General features: G+C 39.1%; 13 protein-coding genes and 1 tRNA gene. 9 read left to right on the top strand and 5 right to left on the bottom strand.

Going from position 1 to position 16301, the window contains the following annotated elements; translation table 11 throughout:
* The first annotated feature begins 110 nt into the window (after positions 1–110).
* The 6 genes from H8700_RS02135 (at position 111) to H8700_RS02110 (ending at position 8473) form a co-directional block, all read left to right on the top strand.
* Entirely contained in the window at positions 111–680 is a 570-nt protein-coding gene (locus H8700_RS02135; protein WP_022142316.1) for a DUF4358 domain-containing protein, read from the top strand.
* Positions 681–697: 17 nt separating this feature from the next.
* Positions 698–1915 (top strand): DHHW family protein, encoded by a 1218-nt coding sequence (locus H8700_RS02130; RefSeq protein ID WP_249302713.1) that lies wholly within the window; start codon positions 698–700, stop codon positions 1913–1915.
* 90 nt (positions 1916–2005) lie between these two features.
* Positions 2006–3451: an MBOAT family O-acyltransferase gene (locus H8700_RS02125; RefSeq protein WP_249302711.1), complete on the top strand. Its 1446-nt coding sequence runs from the start codon at positions 2006–2008 to the stop codon at positions 3449–3451.
* Between the two features lie 228 nt (positions 3452–3679).
* Positions 3680–4768: a DHHW family protein gene (locus H8700_RS02120; RefSeq protein WP_249302709.1), complete on the top strand. Its 1089-nt coding sequence runs from the start codon at positions 3680–3682 to the stop codon at positions 4766–4768.
* 278 nt (positions 4769–5046) lie between these two features.
* Entirely contained in the window at positions 5047–6432 is a 1386-nt protein-coding gene (locus tag H8700_RS02115; RefSeq protein WP_249302707.1) for an NlpC/P60 family protein, read from the top strand.
* A 346-nt stretch (positions 6433–6778) separates the two neighbouring features.
* On the top strand, positions 6779–8473 hold the full coding sequence (locus H8700_RS02110; protein ID WP_249302706.1) for a D-alanyl-D-alanine carboxypeptidase family protein: 1695 nt from the start codon (positions 6779–6781) through the stop codon (positions 8471–8473).
* A 69-nt stretch (positions 8474–8542) separates the two neighbouring features.
* Here the strand turns inward: H8700_RS02110 and H8700_RS02105 are convergent.
* Together H8700_RS02105 and H8700_RS02100 are read right to left on the bottom strand one after the other, a co-directional pair.
* Positions 8543–8616 (bottom strand) — tRNA-Arg (locus tag H8700_RS02105).
* 78 nt (positions 8617–8694) lie between these two features.
* Positions 8695–9522 (bottom strand): sensor histidine kinase, encoded by an 828-nt coding sequence (locus tag H8700_RS02100; RefSeq protein ID WP_249302705.1) that lies wholly within the window; start codon positions 9520–9522, stop codon positions 8695–8697.
* Here H8700_RS02100 and H8700_RS02095 point away from each other — a divergent pair.
* Entirely contained in the window at positions 9521–9676 is a 156-nt protein-coding gene (locus H8700_RS02095) for a hypothetical protein (protein WP_249302704.1), read from the top strand. The genes H8700_RS02100 and H8700_RS02095 overlap by 2 nt on opposite strands.
* Before the next feature lie 344 nt (positions 9677–10020).
* Here H8700_RS02095 and H8700_RS02090 read toward each other — a convergent pair whose 3' ends face one another.
* Together H8700_RS02090 and H8700_RS02085 are read right to left on the bottom strand one after the other, a co-directional pair.
* Positions 10021–10734: a LytR/AlgR family response regulator transcription factor gene (locus H8700_RS02090; RefSeq protein WP_249302703.1), complete on the bottom strand. Its 714-nt coding sequence runs from the start codon at positions 10732–10734 to the stop codon at positions 10021–10023.
* Between the two features lie 82 nt (positions 10735–10816).
* Positions 10817–12166 carry a hypothetical protein gene (locus H8700_RS02085; RefSeq protein ID WP_249302702.1) on the bottom strand — a complete coding sequence of 450 codons (1350 nt, stop codon included), beginning with the start codon at positions 12164–12166 and terminating at the stop codon, positions 10817–10819.
* Positions 12167–12410: 244 nt separating this feature from the next.
* Here H8700_RS02085 and clpX point away from each other — a divergent pair, with 244 nt between their 5' ends.
* The gene (gene clpX / locus H8700_RS02080) at positions 12411–13823 is read left to right on the top strand and encodes an ATP-dependent Clp protease ATP-binding subunit ClpX (RefSeq protein WP_249302700.1); all 1413 of its coding nucleotides are present in this window, start codon (positions 12411–12413) and stop codon (positions 13821–13823) included.
* 124 nt (positions 13824–13947) lie between these two features.
* Positions 13948–15699 carry a S8 family peptidase gene (locus H8700_RS02075; protein ID WP_249302697.1) on the top strand — a complete coding sequence of 584 codons (1752 nt, stop codon included), beginning with the start codon at positions 13948–13950 and terminating at the stop codon, positions 15697–15699.
* A gap of 53 nt (positions 15700–15752) precedes the next feature.
* Here H8700_RS02075 and H8700_RS02070 read toward each other — a convergent pair whose 3' ends face one another.
* Entirely contained in the window at positions 15753–16043 is a 291-nt protein-coding gene (locus H8700_RS02070) for a DUF2508 family protein (protein ID WP_022142326.1), read from the bottom strand.
* Positions 16044–16301: the final 258 nt, after the last annotated feature.

Genomic DNA, 16301 nt, shown 5'->3' with positions numbered 1-16301 from the left:
GAGCATTATCAAATAAAGAATAATCAGAGAAGTGCTATCGGAAAAACATTATTTAGAAATGCATTGGAAAGAGAGTATAGAGAAACCACACAGGGAAAAGGAGCATAAGAATGGAACAGGCAAAAGGGAATGAAATAATCAGGCGGCGTAAGACGATGGTCACGATCATGTTTGTAATGGTTATTGTCATTTTTATACTAGGATCAATACAGCTTTTTAGAGACATTGCCAAGCAAAATACTTCTAATACGGCAAAAACGGAAAAAGTATATGACAATTCCAAAAATGCCGGAAAAACATTAGATGTTGATGCATTAGTGCAAAAAGTACAAAAAGAGGTACAATTTGAATCCGATTTAGAAAAACTGGATGATTCTGTCGCAAACGGAATGGTAAAGACAGCAACCGGTACCAAACTTCAGATCTATCTCGGTAATGGAACATATGCAGACGAACTGATCGTGATGACGGGAAAAAGTGAGAAGGATGCCAGGGAAAACCAGCAACATGTCAGAAAGCATTTTGAAGATATGAAAAAATCTTTTGAAGATTATCTTCCCAACGAAGCGAAAAAGATAGACAAAGCAGTGATTATACGCTGTGGAAGTTATTTGATCGCATGTGTTACTTCAGATTATGAAAAGGCAAAAGACGTGATTACAAAAGCAATTAAAGAGTAGTCTGCGAGGAAAAAGGGATGAAGAAAAAAACGATTTATCTGATCTTAGGTGTTATGGCAGTTGCAATTGTCATAGGAAGCAGGATCTATGCTTCGAATCGAATGTCATCGACAGGAACACTGGGTGATGAAATCATTTCTGTAGGAAATGTATCAGAAAAAAAAGAAGATAAGAAAGAAAGTACAAAGTCAGGGCAGCATAACAAGAAAAGCAGTGTACAAAAAGCAGAAGCAAAAGAACCTCAAAAGACAGAGACGGCAGTAACTTCTTCCGGCACACCGAAAGAAAAAACACAGGAGCAGACAGATACATATCCGAAATTACATAGCAATAAAAAAGTACATTTGTATGCAAGCGGGACAGCGAGAATTGGTGATACAGCATATGAACAGTATTCTTATGTCGAAAGCATTGCGAAAACGTATGCATCTGTCGTAGACAAGATGAACAAAAATCTGAATAAAAAGAGTAAATTATATAGTTGTATCGTTCCGACAAGTGCCGGCATCACAGTACCGGATAACAAAAAGACAAAGATCAAGTCAGGCGATCAGCAAAAAGCGATTCAGAAAATCGTAAAAAAATATAAGGGTGATCAAACGGTTATTTCTTTGTATGATACATTTATGAAACACCGTGACGAATATATTTATTTTCGGACAGATCATCATTGGACACCGCTTGGAGCCTTTTATGCCTATATCGAATTTTGTAACGCAAAAGGGATTCGTGCAAATAATATTTTACAATACAAAAAGAAAACATTTAAAGGGTTTAAAGGTACATTTTATCGGGATACAAACAACAACAAGACACTTCGTGCGGATAATATCCAGACCTTTTATCCATTATCCGGCAAGAAAATCTCTATGTATTATAAGACCGTGCAGGGACAGAAAATTCATGCACCATTGATTGACAATGTAAGCCGTTACGGAGAAAGTCTGAAATATTGTGCATTTATTTCCGGGGATAATCCATTGACTGTGATCAAAAACAAAGCAATCAAGGATGGATCGTCCTGTGTGGTAGTAAAAGAATCATTCGGAAATGTATTTGTGCCATATCTGGCAGATCATTATCAGAACGTTTATGTGATCGATTATCGTTATTGGAGTGGGAAGTTGTCATCTTTTGTGCAAAAGAAAAAAGTACAGGATGTTATTTTGCTTAATAACATTTCTATGACAAGAAACAGTTACCTGGTAAGTAAGTTAGGCGGAATTGCAGGTTAAAGCGGCAGTGAGTAAACAAAAAGAATTCTTTCGGCTGGATTTTTGTTCAGAAGATTCCGAAAGTGCATAAAACAAGAATGGAGTTTTAAAATGGTATTCAGCAGTTTGACATTTTTATGTATATTTCTTCCCGTTGTAGTAATCTTATATGGAATCTTTCCGGTAAAGTGGAGAAACTTTTTACTGTTGGCTGCCAGTCTTGTCTTTTATGCATGGGGAGAACCGAGATACATACTGATCATGCTTTTTTCTACCGTTTTTGATTATATCAATGGCAGACTGATCGAATACTATGACAAGCAGCAGAAACAAAAAGCAAAAAAACGGGTTGTTATGGTATCCATTGTAGGAAATCTTGGAATCCTTGCATTCTTTAAATATACGGATATGCTGATCGTTTCATGGAATCAGATCACAGCGTCGAATCTTTCCCTCTTAAAGATTGCATTGCCAATCGGTATTTCCTTTTATACGTTTCAGACAATGTCCTATACGATCGATGTGTATCGCGGACTCGTCAAAGCACAGCGTAATCTGATCTCTTTTGGAATGTATGTCTGTATGTTCCCACAGCTGATCGCGGGACCGATCGTGCGCTACCAGACGATTGCTGACCAGATTGACGAACGTAAAGAAAATAATGCAGTCTGGGTAGCGGGAATGCAGCGTTTCATCCTGGGTCTTGCTAAAAAAGTAATCTTAGCAAACCAGATCGGACGTCTTTGGGAAGAAATCAGCACAACACAGATGACACAGTTAAGTACAGCCGGTGCATGGCTTGGTGCGATTGCTTATACCTTCCAGATTTATTTTGACTTTTCGGGATATTCAGACATGGCGATCGGACTTGGAAAAATGTTTGGTTTTACATTTCCGGAAAACTTTAAACATCCATATGAATCTAAGAGCATTACAGAATTCTGGCGACGCTGGCATATTACTTTGAGTACATGGTTCCGGGAGTATGTCTATATCCCACTTGGTGGAAACCGGAAAGGGCTTAAAAGACAGATTGTCAATCTTTTGATCGTCTGGTTTTTAACAGGGTTATGGCATGGTGCAAGCTGGAATTTCGTGTTATGGGGATTGTATTATTTTGTTCTGCTTGTGATTGAAAAAGTATTTTTGCTTGCAAAAATGCAGCGTTGGCCCCGGGTGCTGCAGCACTTTTATGCGCTCTTTTTTATCGTGACAGGCTGGGTGGTCTTTGCAATCGAAGATTTTCATAAAATGGGACAATATCTGTTAGTGATGTTTGGTCTGCGTGGCAGTTGGATCAATAACACAGCACAGTATCAGTGGTGTACCTATGCTTTCTTTTTAATGATTCTGGTGGCAGCATCAACAACGATCTGTTCCAAGGTATGGAACCGGATTCGTCGTCATATGATCAGAGAGGAAGCGGATTTTGTCAGGGAAAAAGGACTTCATGCAGAGTTTATTTTAAAGAGTGTGATCTCTGTCCTGCTTCTGGCTGTAAGCCTTGCCATGCTCGTTGCGGGCAGCTTTAATCCTTTTTTATATTTCCGGTTCTGATGCAGAATGATAGACGGGATCAAAAAGAACTAAAAAATCGAGCATGGGATATTGTCGATAAGGAAATATCAATTAATGGTATTGGAATCGAAGAAAAATTGTGTATAGATGCAAGAGCTATTTGGAAAAAGTTGCAGAGAAGAAGATTGAAGAGAAGTTAAAAAATATTGTGATGAATAGAGAAATGAGGCAGAAACGTTGAAAAAATATTTTTGGATATACAAAATAGTGATTTTTTGTATTCTGGCGGGCTTTGGATTAGTTTCACTGATCCGGCCGCAAAACGCATTCTCCGATAATGAGAATCGTCCGCTGGAGCAATATCCTGAATGGAAACTGCAAGGTGTCTTAGATGGAAGTTTTCAACAGGACTTTGACAATGCATTTAGTGATCAGTTTGCCGGCAGGGATTCCTGGATGGGATTTTCTACATCTGTAGAGAAATTATTAGGGTTTCGTGATATCGGAGACGTGTATCTTGGAAAAGACAATTACTATTTTGCAAAGACAACACAAGAGGATATCGACCAGAAAAACTACTTGCAAAACCTTCGTTATGTAGAATATCTTGGTGAAAAAAATGCCGGGAAAACACAGATTCTGCTTGCACCGTCGCCTGCGGTTGTCTTACAAGATAAATTGCCGCAAAAAGCTCCATACTATGATGCAAAAGCAATGTATGAAGAGGCAGACACATTATTATCTTCCGTGAAAAATATTAAGGCACAATCTACAATTGTAGAATATTCTCGCCAAAATCAGGTGTATTATAAAACGGATCATCACTGGAGCCTTTTAGGTGCATATGCCGCATATTGTGCGTATTGTAACCAGAATGATGAGACAAAACATACATATGGGTATTTTACACCGCAAAAGATTACGCAGGATTTTTTCGGAACTATGTATTCAAAGACGCTTGATCCTGCTGCGAAAGCGGATACAATGTATGCGGCTACTAATATTCCGCTGGCAGATGTTACGTGTGACGGAACGTTAAAAAAAGGAATTTATGACGTGGGAAAATTAACACAGAAAGATAAATATGCCTATTTCTTTGGCGGCAATTATGGTAAAGCAGAGATCGCAATGAAGCAGGGGGGAGATAAGAAACTTCTTGTGATCAAGGATTCTTTTGCAAACAGCTTTGTTCCGTTTTTGATGGAGGATTATAGTGATATAACGATGTTGGATCTGCGTTATTATAATGCATCTGTTCAAAAACTGGTCGAACAGGGGGATTATGACAGGATATTGATTCTTTATGAAATGAGTAATTTTGCACAGGATACGAATATATATAAGATTGTACATTAATAATACAGGGATATTACAAAGGCAGGACGTTGTTCCTGCCTTTTTTATGGAATAGGAAACTGCTCGTACAGTAGTGGTACATATAGCAAAGCGCCGGCTTTGCCCTTTTTTATGGAATAGGAAACTGCTTGTATGGTATTTTTTCCCTTTTAGGGTGGAAAAGTTGACAAATCGTAATCAGGTTGTTATAATTTTTAACATATTGTAATAAAATTGTAACATTTACACGATGCAATTCAATGAGTGTAAATGAATCTGAAATGGAAACGAGGATTATCATGAGAAGAGACAGTTGGTATGTGCGGTTAGGAGTTCTGAGTGCAGCAGGATTATTAGCATTTGGTCCATCTGACAATATTGCAGGAGCAGTTACAGCAAATATTGCAATATCACAAAAGAATGTGATTGATCAGAATGTTTTTTATGACAGCACAAAAACTACCGATGAAGAAGATATGAATATTCAATCTGCGATTACGGCATCCATTGCCGCTATTTCAGTAGATACAACGACAGGAAGTGCATTGACGGCAACTCCTTCACTAAAAGCGGATAACACACAGGCAAGCACAGCACCGGCAGACGGTACACAGCAGAATGTACAGGCAAGCGCAGTAACGGCAGACGGTACACAGCAGAATGTACAGGCAAGCGCAGCACCGGCAGACGGTACACAGCAGAATGTACAGGCAAGCGCAGCACCGGCAGACGGTACACAGCAAAATGTACAGGCAAGCGCAGCACCGGCAGACGGTACACAGCAGAATGTACAGGCAAGTGCAGCACCGGATCAGAAACCGCAAAAAGTTTCAAAGCAATTTCAAAAACTTGCTATTTCTATAGCGAAAGATTTTGTGTATGTCAGAAAAAGCGCCTCAACCGGCTGTAAGGCAATCGGTAAGCTGCATCGTGGCAGTGCCGGTACGATCCTTGGCAAAAAAGGAGCATGGGTTAAGATTTCTTCCGGCAGCCTGAAAGGATATGTGAAAAAAGAATACCTCGCAACAGGTGCAGATGCAGAAAAGCTGGCAGAAAAATATGGTACAAAATATGCTGTATTAAAAAAAGGAACTTCAGTATTAAATGTCCGTGAAGAAAAAAATACATCTTCAGATATTGTTACACAGCTTCCGGAGGGCAAAAGATATACTGTTAAATCAGAAAATGCAGACTGGTGTAAAGTAAAAGTCAAAGGTAAAAGCGGATATGTTGCGAAAGAATATGTGCATACCAAATACAGTTTTAAAGAAGCAAAATCGTTAACGAAAAAAATAAAAGAAACCGTTCGTTCTTATGCATCAGAAAATAAGGCGGAAAGCCTGATCTCTTATGCAAAACAGTTCATTGGAAATAAATATGTATGGGGAGGAACAAGTCTGACAAATGGTACAGACTGCTCCGGTTTTACACTTCGTGTATTCCAGAAGTTTGGCTATAGCCTTCCGCGTACTTCCGCAGAACAGGCAGGATGTGGCAGCAGCGTTAAACTGAGTGAATTAAAGCCGGGTGACCTGGTCTTTTATAAAAGAGGCGGCAGAGTTCATCATGTAGCGATCTACATTGGCGGCGGACAGATTGTTCATGCAGCAGGTGCAAAATGGGGAATTATTACTTCAAATATGAATTATAGCAGAGTTTCTCATGCAAGACGTATTTTAAAATAGTTTTCCGGAATAGAAACAATACAAAAAAGCAAAATAAAAAAACTCTGTTATAGACAGAGCGTATCAAAAGACATCAGATAGAAGAGACAATCTCAAATGTCCGGCTAAAAGTCCGACAGATGGATTCGGACTTTGTAATCTGATGTCTTTTTTGCACAGTTTGCTTTTGGTTTGCATACTTCGTTTTTGGAGCTTTTAACGATATCACAGATTTGAAAAGGCTCATATTAACTATATCATAGATTTGAAATGGCTTTTCTCGTAAATGATTTTGTGATACAATCAATAAGATAGGCATTTTATGATATTAAAAACGGAGTATGATCACTCCAGAATGGAGTAACTAATGAAAAAAAACAGAGTAGTAGCACTTTTTTTGTGTGCAGCACTTCTTTTGTCGGGATTTACCAATACTATGGTGAAAGCGGCAGGTGCAACAGGTAAGCAGACTACGACTGCACAAAAGTCAAAATGGCCAAGCGGTCCGAGTAAAAGCAGTTTGTCAAGTGATTCTGCAATTGTAATGGAACTTTCTACAGGAACAATCTTATATAGAAAGAACATTCATAAGCAGCATTATCCTGCAAGTATTACAAAGATCATGACAGCTATGCTGACAGCGGAGAACTGTTCACTGGATGAGACGGTTACTTTTTCTAAAACGGCTGTATATGGAATTGAATCGGGCAGCTCTACGATTTATACCGATGTAGGAGAAAAGTTGACCGTGGAGCAGTGTCTTTATGCGATCATGTTAGAGTCAGCAAACGAGGTTTGTCTGGGGGTAGCTGAGCAGGTTTCCGGTACGATTGGCAAGTTTGTAGATAAAATGAATGAACGTGTCAGAGAGCTTGGATTAAAAGATACTCATTTTAATAATCCGAATGGTCTACCGGACCCGAAACATTATACGACAGCATATGATATGGCTGTGATCGCCAGAGAAGCGATGAAGAATCCAACATTTCGAAAGGCATGTTCTACCAAGACATATGTGATGCCAAAGACCAATACGCACAAACAGAAACGTTATTGGAATAACCATCATCAGATGGTCAACGGATATAAAAATCCGGAATATGAATACAAATATTGTATTGGTGGAAAGACCGGTTATACAAATGTAGCAAGAAATACATTGGTTACTTTTGCTGAGAAAGACGGCATGGAATTAGTGTGCGTTATTATGAAAGCAAATGGTCCAAAGCAGGGAGAACCGAATGAATATACAGATTCTACACGTTTATTGAATTTTGGCTTTGAGAAGTACAAAAAGCATATGATCAATCAGCAGAGCACGAATCTGAATAAAGAGCTTTTTAATAATTATGACAGCTATTTTGATGCGGATGCATCACCGATCCATCTGGAAAATGAATCGGCAGTTGTTCTTCCAAACGGTGTTGATATATCAGAAGCAACACAGAAAGTTACTTATGACAAAAACGTGACATTATATGATGGTGATAATGTGATCGGTCATGTGACATATACTTATAATGGACGAATCGTTGGTTCCACGGATATTTTATATACCAAGTCGGCCGATTCAACAACGTCTCATCTCGACGAAGCAACACGAAAGATTGTTGACAGCAAGATTCAGGATATAAAAGAGAGTGAGAAAAAAGATCAGAAGAATGCAAACTTCTTACGAAAGATCAAGAAAGGGCTCATGAGCTTTTTCGGAAATCGTATTGTACAGATCGTACTTTTAGTGATACTGATTGGAATCATTATTGCCATTCTGGTTTGTATCTTAAAGAAGGTTGAACTTCCAAAGTTTGGAAGACGCAGACGAGGACGGATATCCGGTGGATATCGAAGCCGAGGAGGCAGACGGCAGCATGCTCGCCGTCAAAGAAGTATGCGAAGCAGTGAACGTAAAACAGGGAAAAGGCAGCGTCGCAATCACAGTAAGCATTATGAAAAGAAAAATACATCAACACCTGCAGTATCATCTAAAAAGAAAGGTATGAGCTTCCGTAAGAAGAGAAAGAATACCAAAGAAAGTTTTGGAAAGAATTTCTTTGATTTTTAAAAGATAAATATCAATCATAAAAAGGTCAATATCTGATAATATCATGTTATCGGATATTGACCTTTTCAACGTCTCCGGGAGGATTTGAACCTCTGACCCCTCGCTTAGGAGGCGAGTGCTCTATCCAGCTGAGCTACGAAGACAGATTATAACAGACCTCAAAGCTGTCATACATTTAATAATTTTATCATATGGCACTAAGAGCGTCAAGAAATATGGAATCAGATATGGATTTCCATACACAGATACGTTTTATTATTGATATTATGATGAGCTGTGTTGCTGACAATGACATCACCATGATATTTTTGGATCGTTTTTCGCAGGATTGACAGTCCGACACCATGTCCGATGGAGTGTTCCTTTGTTGTATAGCCGGGGCGGAAGATTTTTGATAAAAAGGCACTATCTGCTTTTGGTCCCGGGTTTTCGATCCGGAAGAGAAAACGATCCTGCATACGGTCGATCGTGATAAAAATGGTGTCATTTTCATGGGAAGCATCTATTGCATTGTCGATCAGGATACCGACAAGATCCACTAATTCAATGTCCGTGCAATGACAAGGGCAGGTATAGTCTGAGATCGTAATATCAAAACGCAGTTTCTTTTCTTTAGCTGCCGTTGTTTTCGCATACATGAGGCCGGCCAACAGCCGGTTTTGCAAATGAAGAAACTGATAGGATATTTTCTGGGATATGTTATATTCCGTAATTTTATGCAATGCTTCTTTTAATGTGTTATCATCCTTTTCTTCTAAAGCCTGTGAGATGGAGAGAAGCTGGTCATTATAGATGTCCTGCTTTTTCTGTATATCTTCGATCAGCCGGTTCAGAACCGGGATATAAATCGTATAATCATCCAGTTCCTGCTTTTTCTTATATCCTGTCATACTTTGATAAAGGAAAAAGACCAGTAGAAATATACCGATAGCAAGAGCGGTAGATGCAGGGATCAGCATATCAAATTCTGACTTTGTAATGAGGATATATAGGAGAATGATAATTACAGCAAGCAGGAAAAATATGGCGGCTGCATAAGAAAAATGCATGGCTTTTTCAATGTATTTTAGAATAGGAGTAAAAGAAAAGAGCAGAATGACAGCGATAAAGGTTAATATCATGACGAAGCAGAGAGGAACAGAGGTTATGTCATTGGTATCAACCGAAAAGCATAGACTGAACGGAACCAAAAAGACAACTTGAATCAGACTTATGACAACAAAGTCGATGATGGCTAGAAACAAAGATTGTGTGATATTTCGCTCGGAATTAAAAAACGCAATTACAGTAAGGAAGAAGAATTCTATAAATAAGGAAAACAGTAAGAAATGTTCGTTTGTTATTTGGAGAAAATATATTGCGAGTGTATAGATGATAAAGCAGAGAACGAACCGCCGGGTAAAGATCCGCTTGATCGAGTGATTTGCAATATAGACCAGCGTTCCGGTATAAGCCATATTCTGAAAAAAGGATGAAAGAATAGCAATCAGTATGTTTAGTATATATGACATCATAATCAAGTCCTCCTGTGTGATTCGTAGAATAAATTATCTGATCTGTTCCTGCGTAACGGAGTAATAACGGTTTCCGTAAGGAATCTGTTCACCGATTGTTTTAAGCTGTATGAAATGTTGTCCCGGTGAGACAAAATCAATATACTTGGAATTGATAATATAGGATTTGTGGCATTGGATAAAGAATGACGGTAACAGAGTTGTCAATTCTTTCAAGCGGTATTGTCTGGATTTAATAATGCCCTGTGTAGTATGAAAATACATATATCGCGCATGTGATTCGATATAATAGATCTCTGCAAAATTCAGTTTGGCATAGATGCCTTCCAATGTTTTTAATTGCAAGGCATATTCTGTATGAAAGATGGCATTCAGCTGGGCATAAAGATCCTTTTGCGTATATGGTTTTAAGAGATAGGCGGTACAATGAATATCATTGACGGCTGTATATATGTGTTCCGGAAAGGCAGTGATAAAAATAATATTACGGTTACCGGCAGCTGTGGTGGTGCGGGAATCGATAATATAATTTGCAACTGCAAGACCATCCGTATCCAGATCTGCACTACCAAGAGATACGTCAAGCAGATAAGCATTAAAGTCCGGATGATTCTTTAAAAGAATAAATGCTTCTTCTTTCGAGGATGCAATGCAAAGCTCGATATCCGGTGCATAGTTGTGAATATATCTGGTCAGTGTTTTTACCTGTGTCATGTTATCTTCTAAAATAAAAATAGATGTTCTCATAGAATTCTCCCTGTTATTCATATGATCTTTTTGGTTCTTTATCATTTTTATAAACAAAACGTCCTTATTTGGGCGGCTGTATTTAAATGTATAGTCTGATCGTAAGATTTTCTGTTTCATTTTTCTTTTTCGGCGGGGTACTCTCAACGAGCAGACTGCCGTGGTATTTTTTTACCTTTTTTTGAAGTGCATGTAACGTATAATTTTGCTGTATCTGATCGGCAGGTACCGTATCTTTCCATACGCGCACTTGACGCACCGAAGGATTGTTTTGATATGCTATGGACGTTTGGAATGTCAGCAGCATTTGCTGTTTAGAGGGATGGCTGTTGTCTGATACAGATGATTCTGTTTTGTCCGTTTGCTTTTTTGGCAGTGTGGTATTTTCAATCGTCAGGGTAACCGAGTCATTTTCATGACATCGGGCGATCACATGGTCAAAAAGAATGCACACGCAGTCTACCAGTTCCGGATCGCTGCACCGACAGGGACAGGTGTCATCTTTGATCGTTATATCAAAGTGAATGGCATGTGCCTGCGCAAAAAGCAGTTTGGTGTATAACAATCCGGCTAACAGACGATTTTGGAGCTGAAGAAAATGATAGGATGCATTCTGCTTTGCACTCTGGGCCGTAATTTCGGCTAAGGTATCTTTTAATGAGTCCATATCTCCGGTTTCTAAGAGTTGGGAAAGAGAAAGAAACTGGTTTTTATATAGATGCTGTCTTTGCTGCATACCCAGTATCATTTCATCGAGGATTGGAAGATACGTGCTGTAATCCCGTAATGTCTGCTGTCTTTTCAGATCGCTTTTTGCCTGTCTGATGAAAAGAATAATTAAAACAGAACAGATCAGAAGTGTGGTAACGGTTGGTGCTAATAATCGTAGATCGATTTTCAGTGAAGATGTAACGATTAGCAGCAAAATAAGGGTTAATAAACAGAGGATTTCTATATTGTGAGGGATCGCAAGGATTTTTTCAAACCAGCGATAGGGAATATATCGTATCAGGAATAAAGAAAAGCCTGCTTTAAAAAAGATTACGAATAGTGTTTGCGGAGAAGCAATATCATTCGGAGTTAATCCGATCGTGTTTAATGCAAGAAAAACAAAAAAAACTTCAATCAAAGATACATAAAAATAGGTGAAAAAAGCAATGCTGATCGCCTGATACAGATTGCAAGTCGAATTGATCAGAACAAAAATAGTTAATAATACCATATGCAAGAGCCATGCCAGAAGTATAAAGTGATTATCGTTGGCTGCTGTGATATATACGATAACACTAAATAGGATAAAACTGATCGCAAACCGGGCAGAACGGATCGGTTTGAAACTGTGATGTGCAATATAGATCATGATCCCGCAGTAAGGAATATAACATAATAACGTACCTAAAACGGTTAAGAATATTTGAAGTAATAAATGCATAGGTCAGTCTCCCTCTTTTGTTAAATATGAATAGATTCTTAAATTTATATTAACATTTTTCGGGGGGGGTAAAGACTATTTATTAAAAAAATATAACTTTTAAGGATAGTTTTGTACTATCGGGATGGGTTAGAATATTTCGGTAGATACCATAAAGAAAGCTTAAATTTCATAATCCTACTTTAAAAATATGTATTTTTTTGATAGAGTAGTATCATGAGACTTAGGAATTGAGGTGGAAATCATGGCAGATGAGAAAAATGTAAATGATGATTCAGAATATGAAGATATTTGTTATATATGCAGAAGACCGGAGAGCGTTGCCGGTAAAATGATACACATTCCGAATAATATCTGTATCTGTAATGACTGTATGCAAAAAACGTTTGATTCGATGGATAAGATGGGACCAATGCCCGGTATGCCGGGAATGCCATATATGGACATGTTTTCAATGGGACAGCCGCCACAGGACGGAGGGGTGCCAAAGAACCAGCGTTTGAAGAAGAAAAAGCCGGCGCAAGACAAGAAAAAGAAGACCGAAGAAAAAGGTATTTTTGATATTGAACATTTACCGGCGCCCCATGTTATCAAAGGCAGTCTGGATGAATATGTCGTAGGACAGGAATATGCAAAGAAAGTCATGTCGGTAGCTGTTTATAACCATTATAAAAGAGTGCTTACGGACAATGATAACGATGATGGCGTAGAGATTGAGAAATCAAACATGCTGATGATCGGACCAACCGGTTCGGGTAAAACATTTTTAGTAAAGACATTAGCACGAATTTTGCAGGTTCCGCTTGCGATCACAGATGCAACCTCTCTTACGGAAGCCGGTTATATCGGTGATGATGTAGAAAGTGTATTGTCAAAGCTTCTTGCGGCAGCGGACAACGATGTCGAAAAAGCAGAACATGGTATTATTTTTATTGATGAGATCGATAAGATCGCAAAGAAAAGAAACACCAACAGTCGTGATGTCAGTGGAGAGTCTGTACAGCAGGGAATGTTAAAGCTGTTAGAGGGCAGTGATGTCGAAGTACCGGTAGGTGCGACGAACAAAAATGCAATGGTTCCGATGACAACAGTCAATACCAGAAACATTTTGTTTATCTGTGGCGGTGCTTTTCCGGAGCTTGATAAAGTGATCAAGAACCGTTTGACAAAGCAGTCGTCGATCGGATTTAATGCACAGTTATCCGATGAATTTGATAAAGATGAGAATATTTTGCAAAAAGTAACGACAGAAGATCTTCGTGAATTTGGTATGATACCGGAATTTTTAGGAAGACTTCCGGTTGTCTTTGCTTTACAGGCAATGACAGAGGAGATGTTAAAGAAAGTTCTGACACAGCCTAAGAATGCGATCATTAAGCAGTATCAGAAACTTTTGGCATTAGACGAGGTAAATCTTGTCTTTGATGACGAGGCAGTCACGGCGATCGCCAAAAAAGCGGTTGAGAAGAAGACAGGAGCCAGAGCATTGCGTGCGATCATCGAAGAATTTATGCTCGATATTATGTATGAAATTCCAAAGGATGATATGATCGGACAGGTGACGATCACCAAGGATTATATTGAGAAAAAGGGCAGTCCGCTGATCACGATGCGTGAAAGCGGTGAGGCAAAGCTTTTGACGCAGCGGGAATCATAGAAGAAGCAGCATGATATGCAGATAGGGACACATCAATCAGCTGGCACATATAATATGATAAAAATGTGCAAATCCGCTTTTGAAAAACAGGCTGTTGCATAAAAGCGGTACAGTGGAGTGTTTTATGGCAGATTTCTGTACGGATGCAATCTATTCTGAAGAATACATTGATTATCTGGTTGAATACGTCAGAGGCGGGCTTAGTATCAATGAAGTATACGATGTTCCATGCTCGCAAATAGCATCTGACCGTTTTGCTGTGATCTATCAGGAAGGCGGAAAATATACTTCGGATAAATTAGCCGGTATTAAACTGTTGCCCAGATGTTATGGCTTGTTGTCATCGGAAGAAGTGCTGACAAGTTCGGGTGTTACAAGGGTACGCAGACAGCCCGGACTTGATCTTTATGGAACCGGTGTGATCATAGGCTTTGTTGATACAGGCATTGATTATTCTCATCCGGCATTTATCGGAAGCGACGGCAGAACAAGGATCTTGAGTATATGGGATCAGACAAAAGAAAATCTTTCGGAAGGCGAAAAGCGGCCGGAAGATTTTTTTTATGGAGTAGAATATACGCAGGAAGATATCGATCATGCATTAGAAAGTGATGATCCGTTAGGAGTTGTACCCAGCCGTGACAGGAACGGACATGGCACTTTTTTAGCCGGTATAGCCTGTGGCGGGCAGATTGAGGAAGAAAGTTTTTCCGGTGTAGCTCCCTTAGCTCAGATCTGTGTGGTCAAATGCAAAGAAGCCAAACAGAATTTAAGAGACTATTATTTTATAGGAAATGATGTGCCATGTTATGCCGAAACGGATATAATGCTAGGGATCCGATATTTATGGTTACAGGCGGTTAAAAGGCGGACTCCGCTGATCATTTGTCTGGGGATGGGAACGAGTCAGGGAAGCCATGACAGAGGCGGTATTTTGGGACAATTTTTGCAGGAATACGGAGATTATAGAGGTGTATTTTGTGTAACGGCAGGCGGAAATGAGGGAAATGCAGCACATCACTACCGAAGTCCTATGATTGAGATTGATGGAGAGATTGAGGTGGAATTGAAAGTCGGTGCAAAAGAGAACGGATTTTCGATGGAATTATGGACGGATTCCCCGGATCTTTATGCAGTAGCATTGATCTCACCTGATGGAGAATATAGCGGAAGGACAGAGGCACGTATAGGGGAGTCAAGAAGAATTCCTTTTTTATTTACAAATACCGTGGTTTATATTGATTATCTGATCGTATCGGCGGAAAGCGGCGACGAATGCATTCGTATCCGTTTTGAAAATCCTCTGGAGGGGATTTGGAGGATACGTGTTTTTAATGCAAATAACTATTCGGGTTTTTTTGATCTATGGCTTCCGATTCGCAATTTTATCACCGATGAGACATATTTTTTGCGTCCTGATCCCGATATTACAATATGCGATCCGTCAAATAATATCGGTGTGATCACCTGTTCCTATTATAATTCTTTAAATCGCAGCGAGGCGATTGAATCTGGCAGAGGGTATACACGCACACAAAATATCAAACCGAATTTTGCGGCACCGGGCAATGCGGTATACGGTACACTCCCATTTGCCGGAAATTATCCTGCCAATGAAGAAGAAAGAACAGACCGTGCAAGATTTGGCTACCGGAGTGGCTCGAGTTATGCGGCTGCAGTGACGGCAGGATGTGTGGCATTACTTGCACAGTGGGCATTGATCGAACGAAATGACATCGGTATAGATACGAATGCAGCAAATAAATATCTGATCCGCGGGGCGCAGCGGCAAGGTATGTTAAATGTGCCAAACAGAACATGGGGAAATGGTACGTTAGACATTTATGGTGTATTTGACAGTCTCCGGCCGAGATGAACAAGAGGAGTAGAAGCTGCTTTTATCATGCTTCCATATGGATCACTCATTTTCTAGGCATGAGGAAAAAGAGGTGCAGAAGCTGTTTGGCAATTCCGGCTCTGTGAAATTGCATCTGCTTTCTTTTTCTGACTTTCTAATTGTTTATAATCACGCAAAATAACCTGATAGCGCAGGTTTGCGGCATTTACTTCATAGATATAGCAATCGATCAGATCAGGATCTTTCACATTGGCAAGTCCGGTGTACGCATCCTGCAGATTACGTTGTGCCTCTAAGAGAGCTTTTTTTAAAAAAAGCTCTTTTTTTACTTCCTTTTCTTCTTTTTTCTTTATCATTTTCATAATAATCCCCATTTCTTTCAAACATGATCTGTTTTATTGTTTTTATTTTATGATACTGTGGGTAAATCATCGGATGGCAATTTATATGTAACCATACATTGCTATCTGCTTTTCTGTTTTTATCAATAAAAAATAAAAGTGTAATCTTATTTTCATTATAGGACAGAATTTTAGATTTTATGCAACAAAAAGTAAACGGATTGTTTTTTTAGAAGAATAGTACAAGAAAAAAAGCATATCTTGTATCAAAAAGTAGTT

This window comes from Jutongia hominis (assembly GCF_014384965.1).
In the GTDB taxonomy this organism is placed as follows: domain Bacteria; phylum Bacillota; class Clostridia; order Lachnospirales; family Lachnospiraceae; genus Butyribacter; species Butyribacter hominis.
This window is presented reverse-complemented; position numbering and strand designations above follow the sequence as displayed.

What these genes read in the sequence shown, in the direction of transcription:
- H8700_RS02085 (WP_249302702.1), bottom strand. Translation starts at nt 12,166, where the DNA reads ATGCATTTATTACTTCAAATATTCTTAACCGTTTTAGGTACGTTATTA.
- H8700_RS02110 (WP_249302706.1), top strand. Translation starts at nt 6,779, where the DNA reads ATGAAAAAAAACAGAGTAGTAGCACTTTTTTTGTGTGCAGCACTTCTT.
- H8700_RS02070 (WP_022142326.1), bottom strand. Translation starts at nt 16,043, where the DNA reads ATGAAAATGATAAAGAAAAAAGAAGAAAAGGAAGTAAAAAAAGAGCTT.
- H8700_RS02095 (WP_249302704.1), top strand. Translation starts at nt 9,521, where the DNA reads ATGGCTTTTTCAATGTATTTTAGAATAGGAGTAAAAGAAAAGAGCAGA.
- H8700_RS02100 (WP_249302705.1), bottom strand. Translation starts at nt 9,522, where the DNA reads ATGCATTTTTCTTATGCAGCCGCCATATTTTTCCTGCTTGCTGTAATT.
- H8700_RS02125 (WP_249302711.1), top strand. Translation starts at nt 2,006, where the DNA reads ATGGTATTCAGCAGTTTGACATTTTTATGTATATTTCTTCCCGTTGTA.
- H8700_RS02090 (WP_249302703.1), bottom strand. Translation starts at nt 10,734, where the DNA reads ATGAGAACATCTATTTTTATTTTAGAAGATAACATGACACAGGTAAAA.
- clpX (WP_249302700.1), top strand. Translation starts at nt 12,411, where the DNA reads ATGGCAGATGAGAAAAATGTAAATGATGATTCAGAATATGAAGATATT.
- H8700_RS02130 (WP_249302713.1), top strand. Translation starts at nt 698, where the DNA reads ATGAAGAAAAAAACGATTTATCTGATCTTAGGTGTTATGGCAGTTGCA.
- H8700_RS02075 (WP_249302697.1), top strand. Translation starts at nt 13,948, where the DNA reads ATGGCAGATTTCTGTACGGATGCAATCTATTCTGAAGAATACATTGAT.
- H8700_RS02135 (WP_022142316.1), top strand. Translation starts at nt 111, where the DNA reads ATGGAACAGGCAAAAGGGAATGAAATAATCAGGCGGCGTAAGACGATG.
- H8700_RS02115 (WP_249302707.1), top strand. Translation starts at nt 5,047, where the DNA reads ATGAGAAGAGACAGTTGGTATGTGCGGTTAGGAGTTCTGAGTGCAGCA.